The organism is Polynucleobacter sp. 73C-SIWE, from assembly GCF_018882465.1.
Classification (GTDB): domain Bacteria; phylum Pseudomonadota; class Gammaproteobacteria; order Burkholderiales; family Burkholderiaceae; genus Polynucleobacter.
In genome coordinates this window covers 996,045-1,009,971 of the sequence record NZ_JACVOK010000001.1, presented here as the reverse complement: position 1 = coordinate 1,009,971, position 13,927 = coordinate 996,045, and the positions used below count along the sequence as shown (strand labels likewise).

Annotated in this window: 18 protein-coding genes; 1 reads left to right on the top strand and 17 read right to left on the bottom strand. The window is 44.8% G+C overall.

What is annotated here, in order from left to right; genetic code table 11:
- The first annotated feature begins 49 nt into the window (after nt 1–49).
- Nucleotides 50–1,033, top strand: a complete 984-nt coding sequence (locus tag ICN17_RS05250) for a tripartite tricarboxylate transporter substrate binding protein (RefSeq protein ID WP_216236433.1) — start codon at nt 50–52, stop codon at nt 1,031–1,033.
- Between the two features lie 5 nt (nt 1,034–1,038).
- Here ICN17_RS05250 and ICN17_RS05245 read toward each other — a convergent pair whose 3' ends face one another.
- The 17 genes from ICN17_RS05245 to ICN17_RS05165 form a co-directional block, all read right to left on the bottom strand.
- Entirely contained in the window at nt 1,039–1,794 is a 756-nt protein-coding gene (locus tag ICN17_RS05245) for a 2OG-Fe dioxygenase family protein (protein WP_216236432.1), read from the bottom strand.
- A gap of 23 nt (nt 1,795–1,817) precedes the next feature.
- Nucleotides 1,818–3,116 carry a TAXI family TRAP transporter solute-binding subunit gene (locus tag ICN17_RS05240; protein ID WP_216236431.1) on the bottom strand — a complete coding sequence of 433 codons (1,299 nt, stop codon included), beginning with the start codon at nt 3,114–3,116 and terminating at the stop codon, nt 1,818–1,820.
- 81 nt (nt 3,117–3,197) lie between these two features.
- Complete coding sequence (gene ccmI / locus ICN17_RS05235) at nt 3,198–4,382, bottom strand: c-type cytochrome biogenesis protein CcmI (protein ID WP_216236430.1); 1,185 nt, start codon at nt 4,380–4,382, stop codon at nt 3,198–3,200.
- Nucleotides 4,379–4,852, bottom strand: coding sequence for a cytochrome c-type biogenesis protein (locus tag ICN17_RS05230; protein ID WP_216236429.1), 474 nt, complete (start codon nt 4,850–4,852; stop codon nt 4,379–4,381). The genes ccmI and ICN17_RS05230 overlap by 4 nt, the downstream gene beginning before the upstream one ends.
- Nucleotides 4,849–5,379, bottom strand: a complete 531-nt coding sequence (locus ICN17_RS05225) for a DsbE family thiol:disulfide interchange protein (RefSeq protein WP_216236428.1) — start codon at nt 5,377–5,379, stop codon at nt 4,849–4,851. Before ICN17_RS05225 ends, ICN17_RS05230 begins: the two co-directional genes overlap by 4 nt.
- Complete coding sequence (locus tag ICN17_RS05220; protein WP_216236427.1) at nt 5,376–7,295, bottom strand: heme lyase CcmF/NrfE family subunit; 1,920 nt, start codon at nt 7,293–7,295, stop codon at nt 5,376–5,378. Before ICN17_RS05220 ends, ICN17_RS05225 begins: the two co-directional genes overlap by 4 nt.
- A complete protein-coding gene (ccmE, locus tag ICN17_RS05215; RefSeq protein ID WP_216236426.1) occupies nt 7,292–7,726 on the bottom strand; it encodes a cytochrome c maturation protein CcmE in 435 nt (144 codons plus the stop codon). Before ccmE ends, ICN17_RS05220 begins: the two co-directional genes overlap by 4 nt.
- Nucleotides 7,723–7,911 (bottom strand): heme exporter protein CcmD, encoded by a 189-nt coding sequence (gene ccmD / locus ICN17_RS05210; RefSeq protein WP_216236425.1) that lies wholly within the window; start codon nt 7,909–7,911, stop codon nt 7,723–7,725. The genes ccmE and ccmD overlap by 4 nt, the downstream gene beginning before the upstream one ends.
- Entirely contained in the window at nt 7,911–8,687 is a 777-nt protein-coding gene (ccmC, locus tag ICN17_RS05205; RefSeq protein ID WP_216236424.1) for a heme ABC transporter permease CcmC, read from the bottom strand. The genes ccmD and ccmC overlap by 1 nt, the downstream gene beginning before the upstream one ends.
- Nucleotides 8,684–9,349, bottom strand: a complete 666-nt coding sequence (gene ccmB / locus ICN17_RS05200; protein WP_216236423.1) for a heme exporter protein CcmB — start codon at nt 9,347–9,349, stop codon at nt 8,684–8,686. Before ccmB ends, ccmC begins: the two co-directional genes overlap by 4 nt.
- Nucleotides 9,346–9,993 (bottom strand): cytochrome c biogenesis heme-transporting ATPase CcmA, encoded by a 648-nt coding sequence (gene ccmA / locus ICN17_RS05195; protein WP_216236422.1) that lies wholly within the window; start codon nt 9,991–9,993, stop codon nt 9,346–9,348. Before ccmA ends, ccmB begins: the two co-directional genes overlap by 4 nt.
- A 287-nt stretch (nt 9,994–10,280) precedes the next feature.
- Nucleotides 10,281–11,261: a zinc-binding dehydrogenase gene (locus ICN17_RS05190; protein WP_216236421.1), complete on the bottom strand. Its 981-nt coding sequence runs from the start codon at nt 11,259–11,261 to the stop codon at nt 10,281–10,283.
- 34 nt (nt 11,262–11,295) lie between these two features.
- Nucleotides 11,296–11,730 (bottom strand): DUF2452 domain-containing protein, encoded by a 435-nt coding sequence (locus ICN17_RS05185; RefSeq protein WP_216236420.1) that lies wholly within the window; start codon nt 11,728–11,730, stop codon nt 11,296–11,298.
- 30 nt (nt 11,731–11,760) lie between these two features.
- Nucleotides 11,761–12,297 (bottom strand): superoxide dismutase family protein, encoded by a 537-nt coding sequence (locus tag ICN17_RS05180; protein ID WP_255538293.1) that lies wholly within the window; start codon nt 12,295–12,297, stop codon nt 11,761–11,763.
- 91 nt (nt 12,298–12,388) lie between these two features.
- Nucleotides 12,389–12,940 (bottom strand): DUF3833 domain-containing protein, encoded by a 552-nt coding sequence (locus ICN17_RS05175; protein ID WP_370625948.1) that lies wholly within the window; start codon nt 12,938–12,940, stop codon nt 12,389–12,391.
- On the bottom strand, nt 12,941–13,492 hold the full coding sequence (locus tag ICN17_RS05170; protein ID WP_216236419.1) for a chalcone isomerase family protein: 552 nt from the start codon (nt 13,490–13,492) through the stop codon (nt 12,941–12,943).
- Nucleotides 13,489–13,899: a thiol-disulfide oxidoreductase DCC family protein gene (locus ICN17_RS05165; protein WP_216236418.1), complete on the bottom strand. Its 411-nt coding sequence runs from the start codon at nt 13,897–13,899 to the stop codon at nt 13,489–13,491. Before ICN17_RS05165 ends, ICN17_RS05170 begins: the two co-directional genes overlap by 4 nt.
- Nucleotides 13,900–13,927: the final 28 nt, after the last annotated feature.

Genomic DNA, 13,927 nt, shown 5'->3' with positions numbered 1-13,927 from the left:
CCCTAATAGCCAAGACCCGCTACACTAAGAAAAAACCGATGGAGACAGCATGAAAAATAATCGCATTTTGGGGAATTTAATCAAACTGGGTGTCGCCCTTTCAATTGGCCTTGGAAGCACCCTAGCGCTGGCCGATAACTATCCATCCAAACCCATTAAGGCCATCGTTCCATTTGCTCCGGGCAGTACAACCGATCAAATTGGTCGGGCCTTTGCAGCCAAAATGTCGGAACTCCTAGGCCAGCCAGTGGTCATTGAAAATCGCCCTGGAGCGAATGGACTCATTGGTGCTGATTTTGTTGCTAAAGCACCCGCAGATGGTTACACAATTTTGTTTGGAACCAATAGTACGAATGCTGCACTCAAAAGTTTAGTCAAAAATCTACCTTATAACCAAGATACTGCTTTTACTCCCATTGGATTCCTTGGCTCAGCACCACTCATCATTGCTATTAACAATGATGTGCCTGCTAAATCACTTAATGGATTTGTATCGCTTGCTAAAGCCAATCCTGGAAAAATGACTTTTGCTTATGCTAGTACATCGCAGCGGGTTTCCTCAGAAATGCTAGCTAGTGCGGCAGACATCAAAATGACCGGGGTCTCTTACAAGAGCGGCCCCAATGCGATGACAGATGTTATCGGTGGACAAGTCAATATGTTCACATCTGACTTTGGAGTGAGCTTGCCACAAGTACAGGCAGGTAAAATCCGAGGTCTTGCGGTGACATCACTGAAGCGCTCACCCGCTATTCCAGAACTGCCTACCGTGAATGAGGCTCTTGGAATTAAAGGCTATGAATTAATTGCTTTCTTTGCCGTATTTGGCCCTGCCGATATGCCCAAGGATGCGATTCTTAAACTCAATAAGGTGATTAATGAGGCAGCCAAATCCAAAGATGTGATTGAGCGCTTTTCTGCAATGGGCTTTGAAACTCAACCCGGCACTCCAGAGGCGCTTTCTCAAAAAATTAAATTAGAGACTGCAAAATGGGCCAAGGCTATTAAGGAAGCAGGTATTGAACCAGAATAAGGCTTTTATTGCTGACTTCGATTTGGAGAATCCTGAAAACCATTCGATCTAAAGGTAAGAACCAAGGTATCCCGATAGCCATAATCTCCAAGTGGCTGAATCGGAGTTGACTCATGAATCATTTTCTCATCATTCATGAGTAATACCGACCATGGTTGAGCTAAGGTAAAGCGTAAACCGGCAGAACCAGAGGCATCAAAAATTCTGGTTTCTCCACCCTTAATACCCACGCGATCGAGTAAAAATACTGCCACAAAATCGACACCATCACGGTGAGCACCCTCAGGTGTTGGTCGGCCAATACCATCAGTGGTATCAATTCGAAATTGATGGGCCTCTATAGACCAAGTCTTAACTGGCTTTAGCCCACTCAAGACTTGAGCAAGTCCCAACAGAAGAGACTGCCAGGCAGCATCATTTAATAAAGTTGTTTGAACAGGTTCAAACCAACGCTCAATCCCACCATGTAAAGCGTTGTAATCAACAGACTGCCAATGAGCGCGATGTGGCACTAAATTGAGATGACCGCCCTCAATCTCATAACTTGCATGACGACGAAAACGGTAACGGCCACCATCTTTTAAGTAAGGATCGCGCGGTAAGCCCTCCCAAAACTGAGTTAAGTTCAGCAAATTTGCTAGCGGCACCTTGCTCATTTCAGCGACAGTCTCGGCTGATGCGACAACATATCCCCGCGACCGCAAAGCTTGAGCAAGCTCTTTAGTTGGAGTCAGTTCTGGCGCTGGTATAACATTGGTCATATGGGCATTTTAGGGCAATCATCTCAATCGTATAGATTTAAGCGTGCTCGCACATCTCCTATATGCCCCTTAAGGTCATACCACTCCTTGGCATCCATCATTGAAACTTTCATGCCTCTGACTCGATGCTCTATTGCCTCCAAATCCTTCAAATTCTTTTCTGTGAGTTCAGGATTTAGGGCATTTTTCTCAATGACTTTAAGCTCTTCATAAACCTGTGCAAGCTTGAGCTTTAAGAAAAAGTTCTTTACCGCTGGAACGTATGTAAATAAAGGAATGAAAATTACTAGCAGTGGAATCACAATTTTTACAAAGCGCCCAAACCAAACCGCAGTCCAAAATGGCAGGTGACGATGCAAGAAAGAGGGTCCGTCCTTTAAATAAATCTCTGCATCCACATGCAAAGGAAAGTCTAATCCCACACTAGAGGGAAACTCCCCCACTTTTTGCAAACGTGAGTACGATTTCAGGATATCGTACGAAGCGCCTAGCAAAAGGGACACCAAGGCAGGGCTAATATCCTCCTTTGCAACTAGTGTAGCTGTAGGTGCAATGACCTGTATATCTTGGCGTGGTAAGTCATGCTCAATGCTCAGTAAACCCCTAGGCACATTTACTTTGGAAAGGTAGGGCAAATTGCGTGTATAGGCGTCTGCCTGTTCAAAGTTCATTAAACGAATGCCTGGCACTTCATAGAATTTTTTGATGATAGGCGCTTCAGCAGCTACCACAATAAACGCTACATCCAATTCACCACGATTCAGCTTTTCTACAGCCTGATCAGGCTTTAGCTTTTCTGCACGCAATTGACCCTCTGAAAGGCCGCTGATTTTTAGCAATGCATTGCTAAGCGCTAAGGTGCCACTACCCTCATTACCAATAGAGACACGCTTACCTTTTAATTGATTGAGCAACTTCAGCCCACCCTCACCCTTAAATGCTTCCTCACGATACCAAACCCAAACTGGCTCATAAAATATTCCGGCAATGGATACGAGATTAGGATATTGAGCAATATCAGCGACACCACCTTGCACGATCGCAAAATCTACCTCTGATTTTGTATCTGACAGCAACTTCAGATTGTCAACTGATCCACCAGTTTCTAAAACATCTAGCTTGATCCTATCTTGTGTGAGTTCGGCCTTTAAGCGCTCTCCAAACTGATAATAAAGACCAGTCGGTAAACCGGCTGCCATCTCTATTACCTTTGGAGGAGGTGGAATCAAGATCCACAGAATACTAAAAATAGTGGCTATCACCACAATAAAGCCGGCCATTACGGCTACAGGATTAAAAAAGTGTTTTTTCAGGGATTTCATAGAAGTCTCTAATGTTTTTTGCATTATGCCCCGACGATAAAAATAGGCAAATGTCTGCCTAATTAGGGGGCTAACTAGGACTTACTGGCGTACCTGGTCAATCACTAGCCTGACGTTGCTTGCTCCAACCTTCACCGTTTGCGGGGCTGAAATCAAATCTCCTGGCTCGGGCTTTGCCATCCCGGTTTTAGAGATTCTGACCTCAATAGAGGCTTCAGCAATTTGAGAAAGTGGTGCACTTGGGTTCATCGCCAAAGCATCCGTTAAAGAGAAATTCATCGGAAACTCTGAAGCCGAAGTCTTGAGCACTGCCACTGGCATACGTTCACCTGGCTTGCGCGCAATCACCATCACAATATCGCCAGATTTCACTTGGGATTTCAAACTAGCAGATATCTCAATCTTCCCGCTAATTTCTTTATTACTGATAGCTACCTTGGATGAGAGGCCGCCCTTAGTACGCGCATCAGCAATGGACTCGGCAATGGATCGTGCTTCTTCTGTGCCTGGAGGCAGCTGTTGTGCAAGCTTTTCCCAAGTTTGTACAGCCGCTTTGTAGTTTCCAGTGGTGTAGGAAGCAGTTCCAGAGAGCCATAACGCCATGAGATTATTCGGATCTAAGTTAAGCGCTTGATTAATAAGCTTTAGAGGTTTACCGGCAAAGCTACCATTGGCATTAGCAGCCAGCACATCAGCATAATCAGCCAGGAGCTGAGGATCTGAATTAATAAAATCTCCTGCGCGCTCATAAGCCTTTGCAGCATCTTCATTGCGACCTAAGATGCGATATGAACGGGCCAGTATTACCCAGCCCTTCAAATTCGTTGGATCCTTTTCCATCTTCGCCGCAAACTCAGAAACCATTGCCTCAACACCTTCTTGAGTCATAGGCTGCTGATTACCCTGCTCAGCAATGCGAGTAGCATCACCTAATGAAAAATAAAAGCCTGCCGAAAGGACCGACACAAATAGACACAGACTAATCACCGTGAGCTTGCTTGAACCCATCACAGAACGATCATCCTCCTCGTTTGTGTCCTGAAAGAGGCGTTGACGCATTTCAGCGTGGGCAATTTCATAATCAGCAGCGCTGATCGAGCCTGCAGTGCGTTCTGCCTCTAATTTCTCAAGTTCTTCACGATAAATAGCGGCATTCATTTGACGGCGAGAAGTTACCTCTACTTTTGCCGGGAACATGAATGGACGCAACAGCAGAAGTAGCACTAGCACCAACAATAGAAAAGCGGAGATCAGAAAAGTGGTCATAGCACCCCTCTCTCATCTTTGGCATTAAGCAGGGCATCAATTCTCTTATTGTCATCATCCGATAAGGCGATGGTAGTAACGGCACTATTTCTGCGGCGTAAATAAGTAAATAGCACTGCTATGCCAATCAAAAGAATGATGAAGGGGCCAATCCAAAGAAGCCAGGTAATTGGCTTTACAGGTGGACGGTACAGAACAAAATCTCCATAGCGCTCAACCATAAAGTTTCTGATTTGATCATCGCTCTTACCCTCTTTAATCAGAGTGCGAATTTCTCGTCGGAGATCATTGGCTAAATCAGAGCGCGATCCAGCCAGAGATTCATTCTGACAAACCAAGCAACGCATTTCTTCAGAAATGCTAATCAAGCGTTGTTCAGTCACAGGGTCGTCTGCTAAAGGCGTAGCATCTTTAGCGAATGATGAGCTAAAGCTCAGCGCACAGAGAATCATGAGCAAAAATATTTTCATGATTTCTGAAGCTCGCTGATCAATGGATAAATCTTCTTATTGAGTAAATCCATCGTAATCGGGCCAATATGCTTAAAGCGGATAATGCCGGCCTTATCAATCACATAGGTTTCAGGGACACCATAGACGCCATAATCAATCCCAACCCGCCCATTGGAATCAAAAGCAGACAGTAAGTATGGATTGCCTTGTTTAGCCAACATGGCGAGCGCATCTTCACGCTTATCTTTGTAGTCCAAACCAATAATAGGTGCCATCTTTGACTTGGCAAGCTCGACCAATACTGGATGCTCTTCGCGGCAAGCTACACACCAAGATGCCCAAACATTCAATATCCAGACCTGGCCCTTCATACTGGCAGGAGAAAAAGACTGGTTCGAGTCTGATAACTGGGGGATCTCAAATGCTGGTGCAGGCTTATTAATTAATGGCGATGGCACCTCATGTGGATCACGATTGAGGCCGATCGCCAGAAATACTGCCAAGACCAAAAATAACACCAGAGGAATTAAAAACTTCGCTTTCATGAAGCTTGTCTTTTTAATTTGATGCGATAGCGCTTATCAGATATTGCTAACACTCCGCCAAGAGCCATCAGCAAACAGCCGCCCCAGATCCAATCTACAAAAGGCTTGTAATACACACGTACTGCCCAAGACTTATCAGGCAACTCTTCGCCAAGTGAAACATAGATGTCTCGTGTCAAACCAACATCAATCGCAGCTTCAGTCATTGGCATAGTTGAAGAGAAATAATTCCGCTTCTCAGGGTACAGGGATTTCTGGGAACCGCCATTCTTGCTAAGCAAGAAAGTACCACGCATGGCTTGATAGTTTGGCCCTGGCACGAGATTGACGCCTTGCAGCTGAATTTGATACCCACCTACTGTCACTATCTCACCAGCAGACATGCGAACATCTTTTTCTTCTTGATACGCGCCGACCATCGTGACACCAATCACAAATACAGCAATTCCAAGGTGGGCTACTTGCATACCAATAAAGGAACGCGTTGGCTTACCTGCTTTTGCCTGACGAATAATCTGCAAGCACCCCGAGGCAATTACCCAAAAGGCCAATAAGAAACCAATGCCAGCAAGCCAAGTGAACTCACCCATCATCATGGGAATAGCAACGCCGGCAACAACTGCAACTAATCCTGCAAGCCATAAACGTTTGATTACTGCCGGTAGATCTGAATTTTTCCAGCTCGTCCAGGGACCGACACCCATTAATACCAACAGAGGAATCATGATGGGCACAAAAACGCTATTGAAATAAGGGGGGCCTACTGAAATCTTTCCTAAGTGAAGAGCATCGATTAATAAAGGATATAAGGTCCCAAGCAATACCGAGCCAGCAGACACAACCAAAAAGACGTTTCCTAAAAGGATAAATGTCTCTCTGGAGCTAAAGCTAAATTTACCGCCAAGAGAACTCTTTGGCGCACGCCATGCATATAGAGTTAAAGATGATCCAACTACAACTACCAAGAAAATCAGAATAAAGATACCGCGCCTAGGGTCAGTAGCAAAAGCATGGACTGATGTCAGCACACCTGAGCGCACTAAGAAGGTTCCCAACAGAGATAGCGAGAATGCAGTAATTGCTAAGAGCACAGTCCAACTCTTAAAGCCACCGCGCTTTTCCGTAACTGCTAAGGAATGTAATAGCGCAGTACCAACGAGCCAAGGAATAAAGGATGCGTTCTCCACTGGATCCCAAAACCACCAACCACCCCAACCCAGCTCGTAGTAAGCCCACCAAGAACCCAGAGCAATACCAAGAGTGAGAAACACCCAAGCAGCCGTTGTCCATGGCCGGGACCAGCGCGCCCAAGCTGCATCCAATCTTCCAGATAGTAAAGAGGCAATCGCAAAAGCAAAAGCTACTGAGAAACCAACATACCCCATATACAACATCGGCGGATGAAACACCAAACCAGGATCTTGCAAAAGTGGGTTTAAAGAGCGGCCGTCTTGCGCTGCAGGAAGCAAACGCATAAATGGATTTGAGGTTGTGAGAACAAACAATAGTAGTCCGCTGGTCACTAAGCCCAACACGCCGATTACCCTAGCAACCATAAACTCATCTAAGGCCTTAGAGAGTTGAGCCACCAAAATAGTCCAAGTGCTTAATAAGAAAACCCATAAGAGCAAGGAACCTTCATGCCCACCCCACACAGCACCCAAACGATACATCACAGGCATCAGAGAATTAGAGTGCTCAGCTACATAAAGAACTGAAAAGTCATTGCTATAAAAACTCCAAGCTAAAATTACAAAGGCAATAGCCAGAAGTAAGAAGACGGTTTGAGCAGCAGGTCTTGCCAGTACTAACCACTCACGGCGGCCTTGGTGGGCACCAACAAGCGGAAGCACCCCTTGGATTAGTGCTACACAAAGCGCGAGAATTAATGCGTAATGCCCAAACTCAGGAATCATTTATTGTTTCCATTTTTTTGAGCTTGGTCTAAAGAATGCTTTGCTTCAGGCGGCATATAGTTTTCATCATGCTTAGCTAGAACCTCGCTAGCGATGAATTCTCCATTTGCATTCATACGACCTTGAATCACAGCGCCCTTACCTTCTTTAAATAAATCTGGAAGGATGCCTGTGTAAGCAACTGGAATGTCTTTAGCAAGATCAGTAATCACAAAATGTACTGTCAATCCATCGCGCTTTACAGAGCCATCTTTAACCATGCCGCCAATACGAAATACTTGCCCCTGTGGAGCCTTACCTGCAGCAACATCACTAGGAGTTACATACAAAGCAATATTGCTATTGAGTGCATTGAGAATCAATAGTGCAGCAACTCCAATCACCACTAGAGCGGCAATAATGATTAATGCGCGTTTATGTCTCGGCTTCACTGACTACCTTCTCTATCAAACTGCTCGGCCAACTGTTCTTGCTTGAGTCTTTGCAAAATTGCCTTAAAACGAGCACGTACTGCTAAGGGTTCAAACAATAGAACTAGGGCACACGCACCAAAGCTGCTCCACACATACAGCGCGTAGCCGCCCATTGCAAAGAATTCTGCTGGACTATTCCACATTAGCTCTTGACCTCGCTCAATTGTCTCACCCAATCAGTATGTGCCTCACGCTCCAAAATGATGGCTCGCACTCGCATCAAACCGACCGCAATCGAATACATCCAAAAACATAAAGCCATCAAAAGCATTCCCCACAGCATAGTCTGCGCCATTGCGGGTGCTTTTGTTAGAGAAACTGAGGCACCCTGATGCAAGGTATTCCACCATTTCACTGAGAAATAAATAATCGGTACATTCACTACGCCTACTAGAGCCAAAATAGCGCCTGCTTTATCGGCACGACGGGGGTTGTCAATGGATGCCTGTAAGGCAATAAACCCCAGATATAAAAATAGCAAGATCAATTCGGAGGTTAGACGTGCATCCCAAACCCACCAAGCGCCCCACATTGGTTTACCCCAAAACGCTCCAGTCCATAAAGATAGAAACGCCATCCATGCCCCAATCGGAGCTAGGGCTTGAGCCATCATGGCGGACAAGCGTGTATTAAAAACTAAGCCTAGTCCAGCCCATGCAGCCATCACAAGATATAAAAACATCGACATCCATGAAGCGGGGACATGAACAAAAATAATGCGATAACCCTGACCTTGAACTGCATCCACTGGGGCAACAAAAAAGCTGATCCACAAACCAGCTAAACCAAAGATGGCAGCAAGAGTCCAAAAAATAGGAATCAATTTTCCGGCGAGCGGATAAAAGGCGCTAGGGCTTGATAACTTAAACCAGTTAATCAAGCGACTATTAGAAAAAGAAGAATTATTTACCTGATTCATTCAATTGCAATCTTTACGGCAGCGGTACTAACCCAAGGTACAAATGCTAAAGCCAAAATCAATAAGGCGCTGAGCAAGGAAAAATGGCCAGATGTATCCAAACCTACGCTATTGGCATATACGGCACCAGCACCGAAAATTAGCACTGGAATATACAAAGGCAAGATTAATAAGCTCATCAATACACTACCCCCTCGGACACCCAGGGTTAAAGCCGCACCAATAGAACCCAATAAAGATAGTACTGGAGTTCCTAGCAAGAGGGTGGCTATCAATATAGATAAAGAATTAGCATCCAAATCAAATTGAATGCCAATAATCGGGGCCAATAAAACCAAGGGCAAGCCACAAACCATCCAATGTGCAATGATTTTTCCTGCAACTAATAACACCATGGGTTGAGGGGATAAAGCCATCTGCTCCAGAGTGCCGTCCTGATAGTCAGCAGCAAACATGCGATGTAAACCCAATAAGGTGGCTAGCAACGCTGCAACCCAAATGACGCCTGGAGCAATTTTTCGCAATAAAGCAGCATCAGCGCCAATACCCAATGGAAATAGGCTTGTTACCACGATAAAGAAAAACAATGCAGTAAGGACTTCACTCTTTCGGCGCATCACCAAAAGCAAGTCTCGACGAATGATGGCAAGTAAGGCTCTCATAGCTCTAGAACCTGTACGTTCGGAATATGCACTTCCTGATGGCTTGTTAATACAACAAGCCCACCGCTAGCAATATGCTCAATAATCAGATTCCGAAGCTCATGAACTGCCTCTATATCTAAGGCATTAAAGGGTTCATCCAAAATCCACAGCCTAGCCTGACGCGTTAACATGCGCGCCATGAGAACGCGTCGCTTTTGTCCGGCAGACAAACAGTTGATCGATAAATTTTCACGACCTCGCAAACCAATTCGCCATAAAGCAGCAAATGCTTGTTCTTGCGAAAGAGCAACATCATCTAGTGCCGCATACATCTGTAGATTTTCTAAGGCAGTGAGATCTTCTTTTAAAGCATCTCGATGACCCAGAAATAATAGTTCGCGATGATAAGTAGCTGAGTCAATAGTGATTGAGTGATCACACCAGAAAACCTCACCAGACTCTGGTTTTGATAAACCCGTTAAGAGTCGTAACAGACTTGTTTTACCTACGCCATTCTCACCGCGCACATGCAAACAATTTCCAGATGTAATCCGAATATTGAGATCCGTAAATAGTTGTCTTTCACCTCGAACACAGCGCAGTCCACGGCCTTCAAGTACGAGGGTGGATTTACTGGAGGTTTTGGAAATATTGGCTGTCATTTGAGGTTGTGGCTTGAATCAAACCACCGCATGCATTGTCCAAGAGCCCAGAGGGGCTGTCAAACCAGCAGAAATGGATTTTTAGGAATAATTCCTTTTAATTCAGATGCTTAGAGAATTATAGACGAGTCTTGAGCAAATAAAATCAAGGAACGGCAACCTATCCGTCAAAAGACATGATGCCCTTAGGGTCTTAAGAAGCCCAGTTTGAATAGAGTGAAATTTCTCGAGTAGCAATAATGAAAAGCCCCGCATAAGCGGGGCCTGTATCACAAGAAACTGAAATACTAAGGAATCATGACAATAGCGCCAGAGAACTTTCTGCCTTCAGCAGTACGATGGGCATCTGCAGCTTGTTCCAAAGGAAACTTTGCGCCGATTTGTACCTTAACGTAGCCCTTGGCAATTGCATCAAACACTGCCTTGGCATTCTCTTGCAATAATGCATGCGTAGCATTATGAGGAAACACAGAAGGTCTAGTTAAAAATAGACAGCCCTTCTTATTCAAAATCTCTGGCTGAATTTCAGGAGCGGGCCCTGAAGCTGCACCAAACAAAGCCAATGTTCCAAAAGGAGCCACGCAATCTAGTGAGCCCATGAAAGTTGTTTTAGCAACAGAGTCATAAACCACGTTTGCCTTCTTACCACCAGTCGCTTTCAACACCTCTTCAACCCAATTTGACTGGGAGTAGTCCACTACTGCATCACATCCAGCTTCCTTAGCCGCAGCCATCTTTGCTTGCGAACCAACTGTACCTACTACAAACGCGCCAAGTGCTTTTGCCCAACCCGCGAGAATTTGGCCAACACCACCAGCGGCAGCGTGAACTAAGACAACGTCTCCTGCTTTAACTTTGTAGGTTTTCTGAATAAGGTACTGGGCAGTCATTGCTTTAAAAAATACTGCTGCTGCAACTTCATCAGATACATTGCTTGGTACTGGTACTAACTTATCAGCGGCAACATTTCGAGCGCTTGCATATGCACCGATACCAGCATTCATATACATCACGCGGTCGCCCACTTTAAGACCAGTAACACCATCACCTAAAGCTTCAACGACACCCACTGCCTCATGACCAAGGCCGGTAGGCAGATCAAGCGGATAGTAGCCAGAACGCTGATACACATCAATGAAGTTAAAGCCAATAGCCGTTTGACGAATTTGTACTTCACCTTTTGCTGGAGCAGGCAACTCTTGATCAATCACCTTGATTACCTCAGCACCACCTAGTTCAGAAAGACTAACAACTCGAGCTTTTGTCACGTGTCACCTTATTTATTATTGTTAAATACAAAAATCATACAGTAAGGGCATCTTCCTCAATCACGGCCCAGGTACTGTCGCCCAATTTCTTCACGGCCATTGAATAGGTCCAGCCATCTGGAATACCACAGCTCCACTCTTTAGGGCCATTCTGAATCAGGACGTTGACAGCATTTCTGCTGTCGTAATACAGGTGATAAATTTTTCCATGAATGGGATTGAAACTAAATTTTGCACTATGAACCATCTCAGTAGCATCGAGCCTTGCCTGCAATGCGCGTGCCTGCTTCATCAAGACCTCTGCCTGCTCCATGATGCGCTCGTACTCTAGCTTGGCATTTTGGCGTGCAACATTAACCGCTTTATCTTTTTCTTCAACTACCTTGATAGGGGCAAATACAGGGGCTCCAACTTCCATTGGATATTCAATACCAGCATGTCTTGCTGGATCGGCATCTTCTATTCTCATTAAAACCCCTGCGTATCCCTAAATGATGATTTACTTAATCAAGCCACAAGCAATACGTGGCCCTGAATTTCCTGCTGGCTGAGACTTGTAGTCATCTGGATCACGATGCACTACAACTGAGCGACCCACAATTCCAGTTGGGCCGGTGTTCACTGCAAAGCCATGCAATGTTACTGAGTATGTAGCATTACCATTTGCATCAGACTTAATATTAGGCATATCACCGGCATGGCTCATGCCACTATTGGGCATGCCATGAGCTTTAGTCTCTGGATTGAAGTGACCAGCAGCGCTCGTTGCATCCGGTGCAGAACAATCACCTTTTTCATGAACATGAAAACCTTGCTCTGCATTAGGCTTCAAGCCAGAAAATTTACCGTTAACCAAAACGTTGCTACCTTGCCAAGTAAAGGTAACCTCGCCCTTTGCATTCGATCCAGATCTAGACTCTAAATTTGCTGTTGCTTTTTGACCTGTGCCTTGCTCCATTGATTGGCATGCAACCAGGGTAAATAATCCTGCTACAGATAAACCGATCGCAACTTGCTTTAGTTTTATATTCATCATTCTCTCCACGGGGGTTGAGTTTTTCCTGGAGTTCTATGACCCCTCTGTATGACACTTCATAGAAAGTGTGACACAAATTTAGGGTATCTGCTTAGCGCTTATAAAAGCTCAGGGTGACCTCTCCAAGCTCAATACCAAACTTGCTCATTTTGGCCTTATTCAACATCACTTTAGGGCTGACAAGGTACATCCAGTCATTAAATTGCACGTGGTAAATCGTACCATCTACGGGCAAGGCCAGGGTATAGGTCCAATTAAGTGCATTGCCAGCCAGATCGCCTTGAGCATCGCCCACGACATCATCCGCTCTACCAATATATTTTCCAGGAGATTGCTCTATCAAAGTCCAAATACGTTTTTGTTTGCTGCCATCCGAATAATCAAAACTCTCATCTAGAGTGCCGACCTTCTTACCATCAACCACTTTCCAATCTGCTTTTATCAAGACAGTAAAGCGCTTCTTCACTTCACCACTGCGATCAGTGAAAATTCCATACGCATCAATGGTTCCAGAAAAATACTCGCTCAAATCTAATACGGGCTTCTCATTGGCGTATTGCTTCACATTCGGGCCCGAACAAGCAAGCAATAAAAATGTACTGATCAGTATGGCGAGAGACTTCAGAGAAAAATGGTGGTTCACTTAGCAAGCCTCATTAAATAGTGGTGGTGGGCAACCTTGCCCTAGTAATTCATTGCGCAACTTGGGTGCGCTCGTTTTAGGATCTAACCAAATACCAAAGAAAGCTTTTGAAAATTCTGTACTAGTAATCTGGCCAATCCGCTTGCCATCATGATAAAAAATGGTTCCCTGTTTTGGAGTGTAAATTGCCGTCAAGCTTTGGCCCGACTCAATATTGGGCAAAATATTGGTGAGCTCCCTTGCCCATGTCGCTGCCTGGGCATCAGGAACGCCTATCTTTTTCATCTCATCAGAACTGCTACTGGCGATAGAGCTACCTTTAAATGATTTTTGGTAGCGAACATTGAGAGCAAAATCCGGGGAAGATGGCATGCCCGCACGATAAAAAGATGCATCATAAATATGAAAACCCAACCAATTTAATCTGCCACTACCCTGTAGCTTGGCCGGATTTAATACGCTGTCAATATAAGCAATATCTCGCGCAAAGCTATTAGAAGCTAAGACAAAAATAGCTCCGCATAAAATGAAAAGATTCTTCAATATTTTCAAGGTGTGCTCTTTGAGGAAGTAGCTTTAACTAAACTTAAGGCTGCCGGACCGAATAAGCCGGAAATAGTATGCCGGTTTTTAGCGAAGAATCGATAGCCCACTTGCAATATTGGTTGTAACAACTTTCTCGAGAACATCCAAGCTAAGAATGGAAGATTCGCGCGACGATAGGCCTCTGGGAAAACAGCTACACCCTGAATTAAGACTCCATTGGCGTATTGGCCATACATAGATGCTAAGGCTTGTTCACAAGAAATACCTATTTTTTCAGAGTCAAAATGCTCAGAATTGATATCCACGAAATCCAACAGACCAGCTTGATTTCTTCTGGATAAAAATAGAATTTCTGCCTGACATAAAGGGCAGGCACCATCGTAAAAGAGGGTGAGTTTTTCTAGTGTATTCATGGCTCAGCAAGTTTAAGGCTTATTGAAT

What these genes read in the sequence shown, in the direction of transcription:
- ccmA (WP_216236422.1), bottom strand. Translation starts at nt 9,993, where the DNA reads ATGACAGCCAATATTTCCAAAACCTCCAGTAAATCCACCCTCGTACTT.
- ICN17_RS05245 (WP_216236432.1), bottom strand. Translation starts at nt 1,794, where the DNA reads ATGACCAATGTTATACCAGCGCCAGAACTGACTCCAACTAAAGAGCTT.
- ICN17_RS05225 (WP_216236428.1), bottom strand. Translation starts at nt 5,379, where the DNA reads ATGAAAGCGAAGTTTTTAATTCCTCTGGTGTTATTTTTGGTCTTGGCA.
- ccmI (WP_216236430.1), bottom strand. Translation starts at nt 4,382, where the DNA reads ATGACCACTTTTCTGATCTCCGCTTTTCTATTGTTGGTGCTAGTGCTA.
- ICN17_RS05250 (WP_216236433.1), top strand. Translation starts at nt 50, where the DNA reads ATGAAAAATAATCGCATTTTGGGGAATTTAATCAAACTGGGTGTCGCC.
- ICN17_RS05240 (WP_216236431.1), bottom strand. Translation starts at nt 3,116, where the DNA reads ATGAAATCCCTGAAAAAACACTTTTTTAATCCTGTAGCCGTAATGGCC.
- ccmB (WP_216236423.1), bottom strand. Translation starts at nt 9,349, where the DNA reads ATGAGAGCCTTACTTGCCATCATTCGTCGAGACTTGCTTTTGGTGATG.
- ICN17_RS05220 (WP_216236427.1), bottom strand. Translation starts at nt 7,295, where the DNA reads ATGATTCCTGAGTTTGGGCATTACGCATTAATTCTCGCGCTTTGTGTA.
- ccmC (WP_216236424.1), bottom strand. Translation starts at nt 8,687, where the DNA reads ATGAATCAGGTAAATAATTCTTCTTTTTCTAATAGTCGCTTGATTAAC.
- ICN17_RS05185 (WP_216236420.1), bottom strand. Translation starts at nt 11,730, where the DNA reads ATGAGAATAGAAGATGCCGATCCAGCAAGACATGCTGGTATTGAATAT.
- ICN17_RS05165 (WP_216236418.1), bottom strand. Translation starts at nt 13,899, where the DNA reads ATGAATACACTAGAAAAACTCACCCTCTTTTACGATGGTGCCTGCCCT.
- ccmD (WP_216236425.1), bottom strand. Translation starts at nt 7,911, where the DNA reads ATGTGGAATAGTCCAGCAGAATTCTTTGCAATGGGCGGCTACGCGCTG.
- ICN17_RS05180 (WP_255538293.1), bottom strand. Translation starts at nt 12,297, where the DNA reads ATGATGAATATAAAACTAAAGCAAGTTGCGATCGGTTTATCTGTAGCA.
- ICN17_RS05230 (WP_216236429.1), bottom strand. Translation starts at nt 4,852, where the DNA reads ATGAAAATATTTTTGCTCATGATTCTCTGTGCGCTGAGCTTTAGCTCA.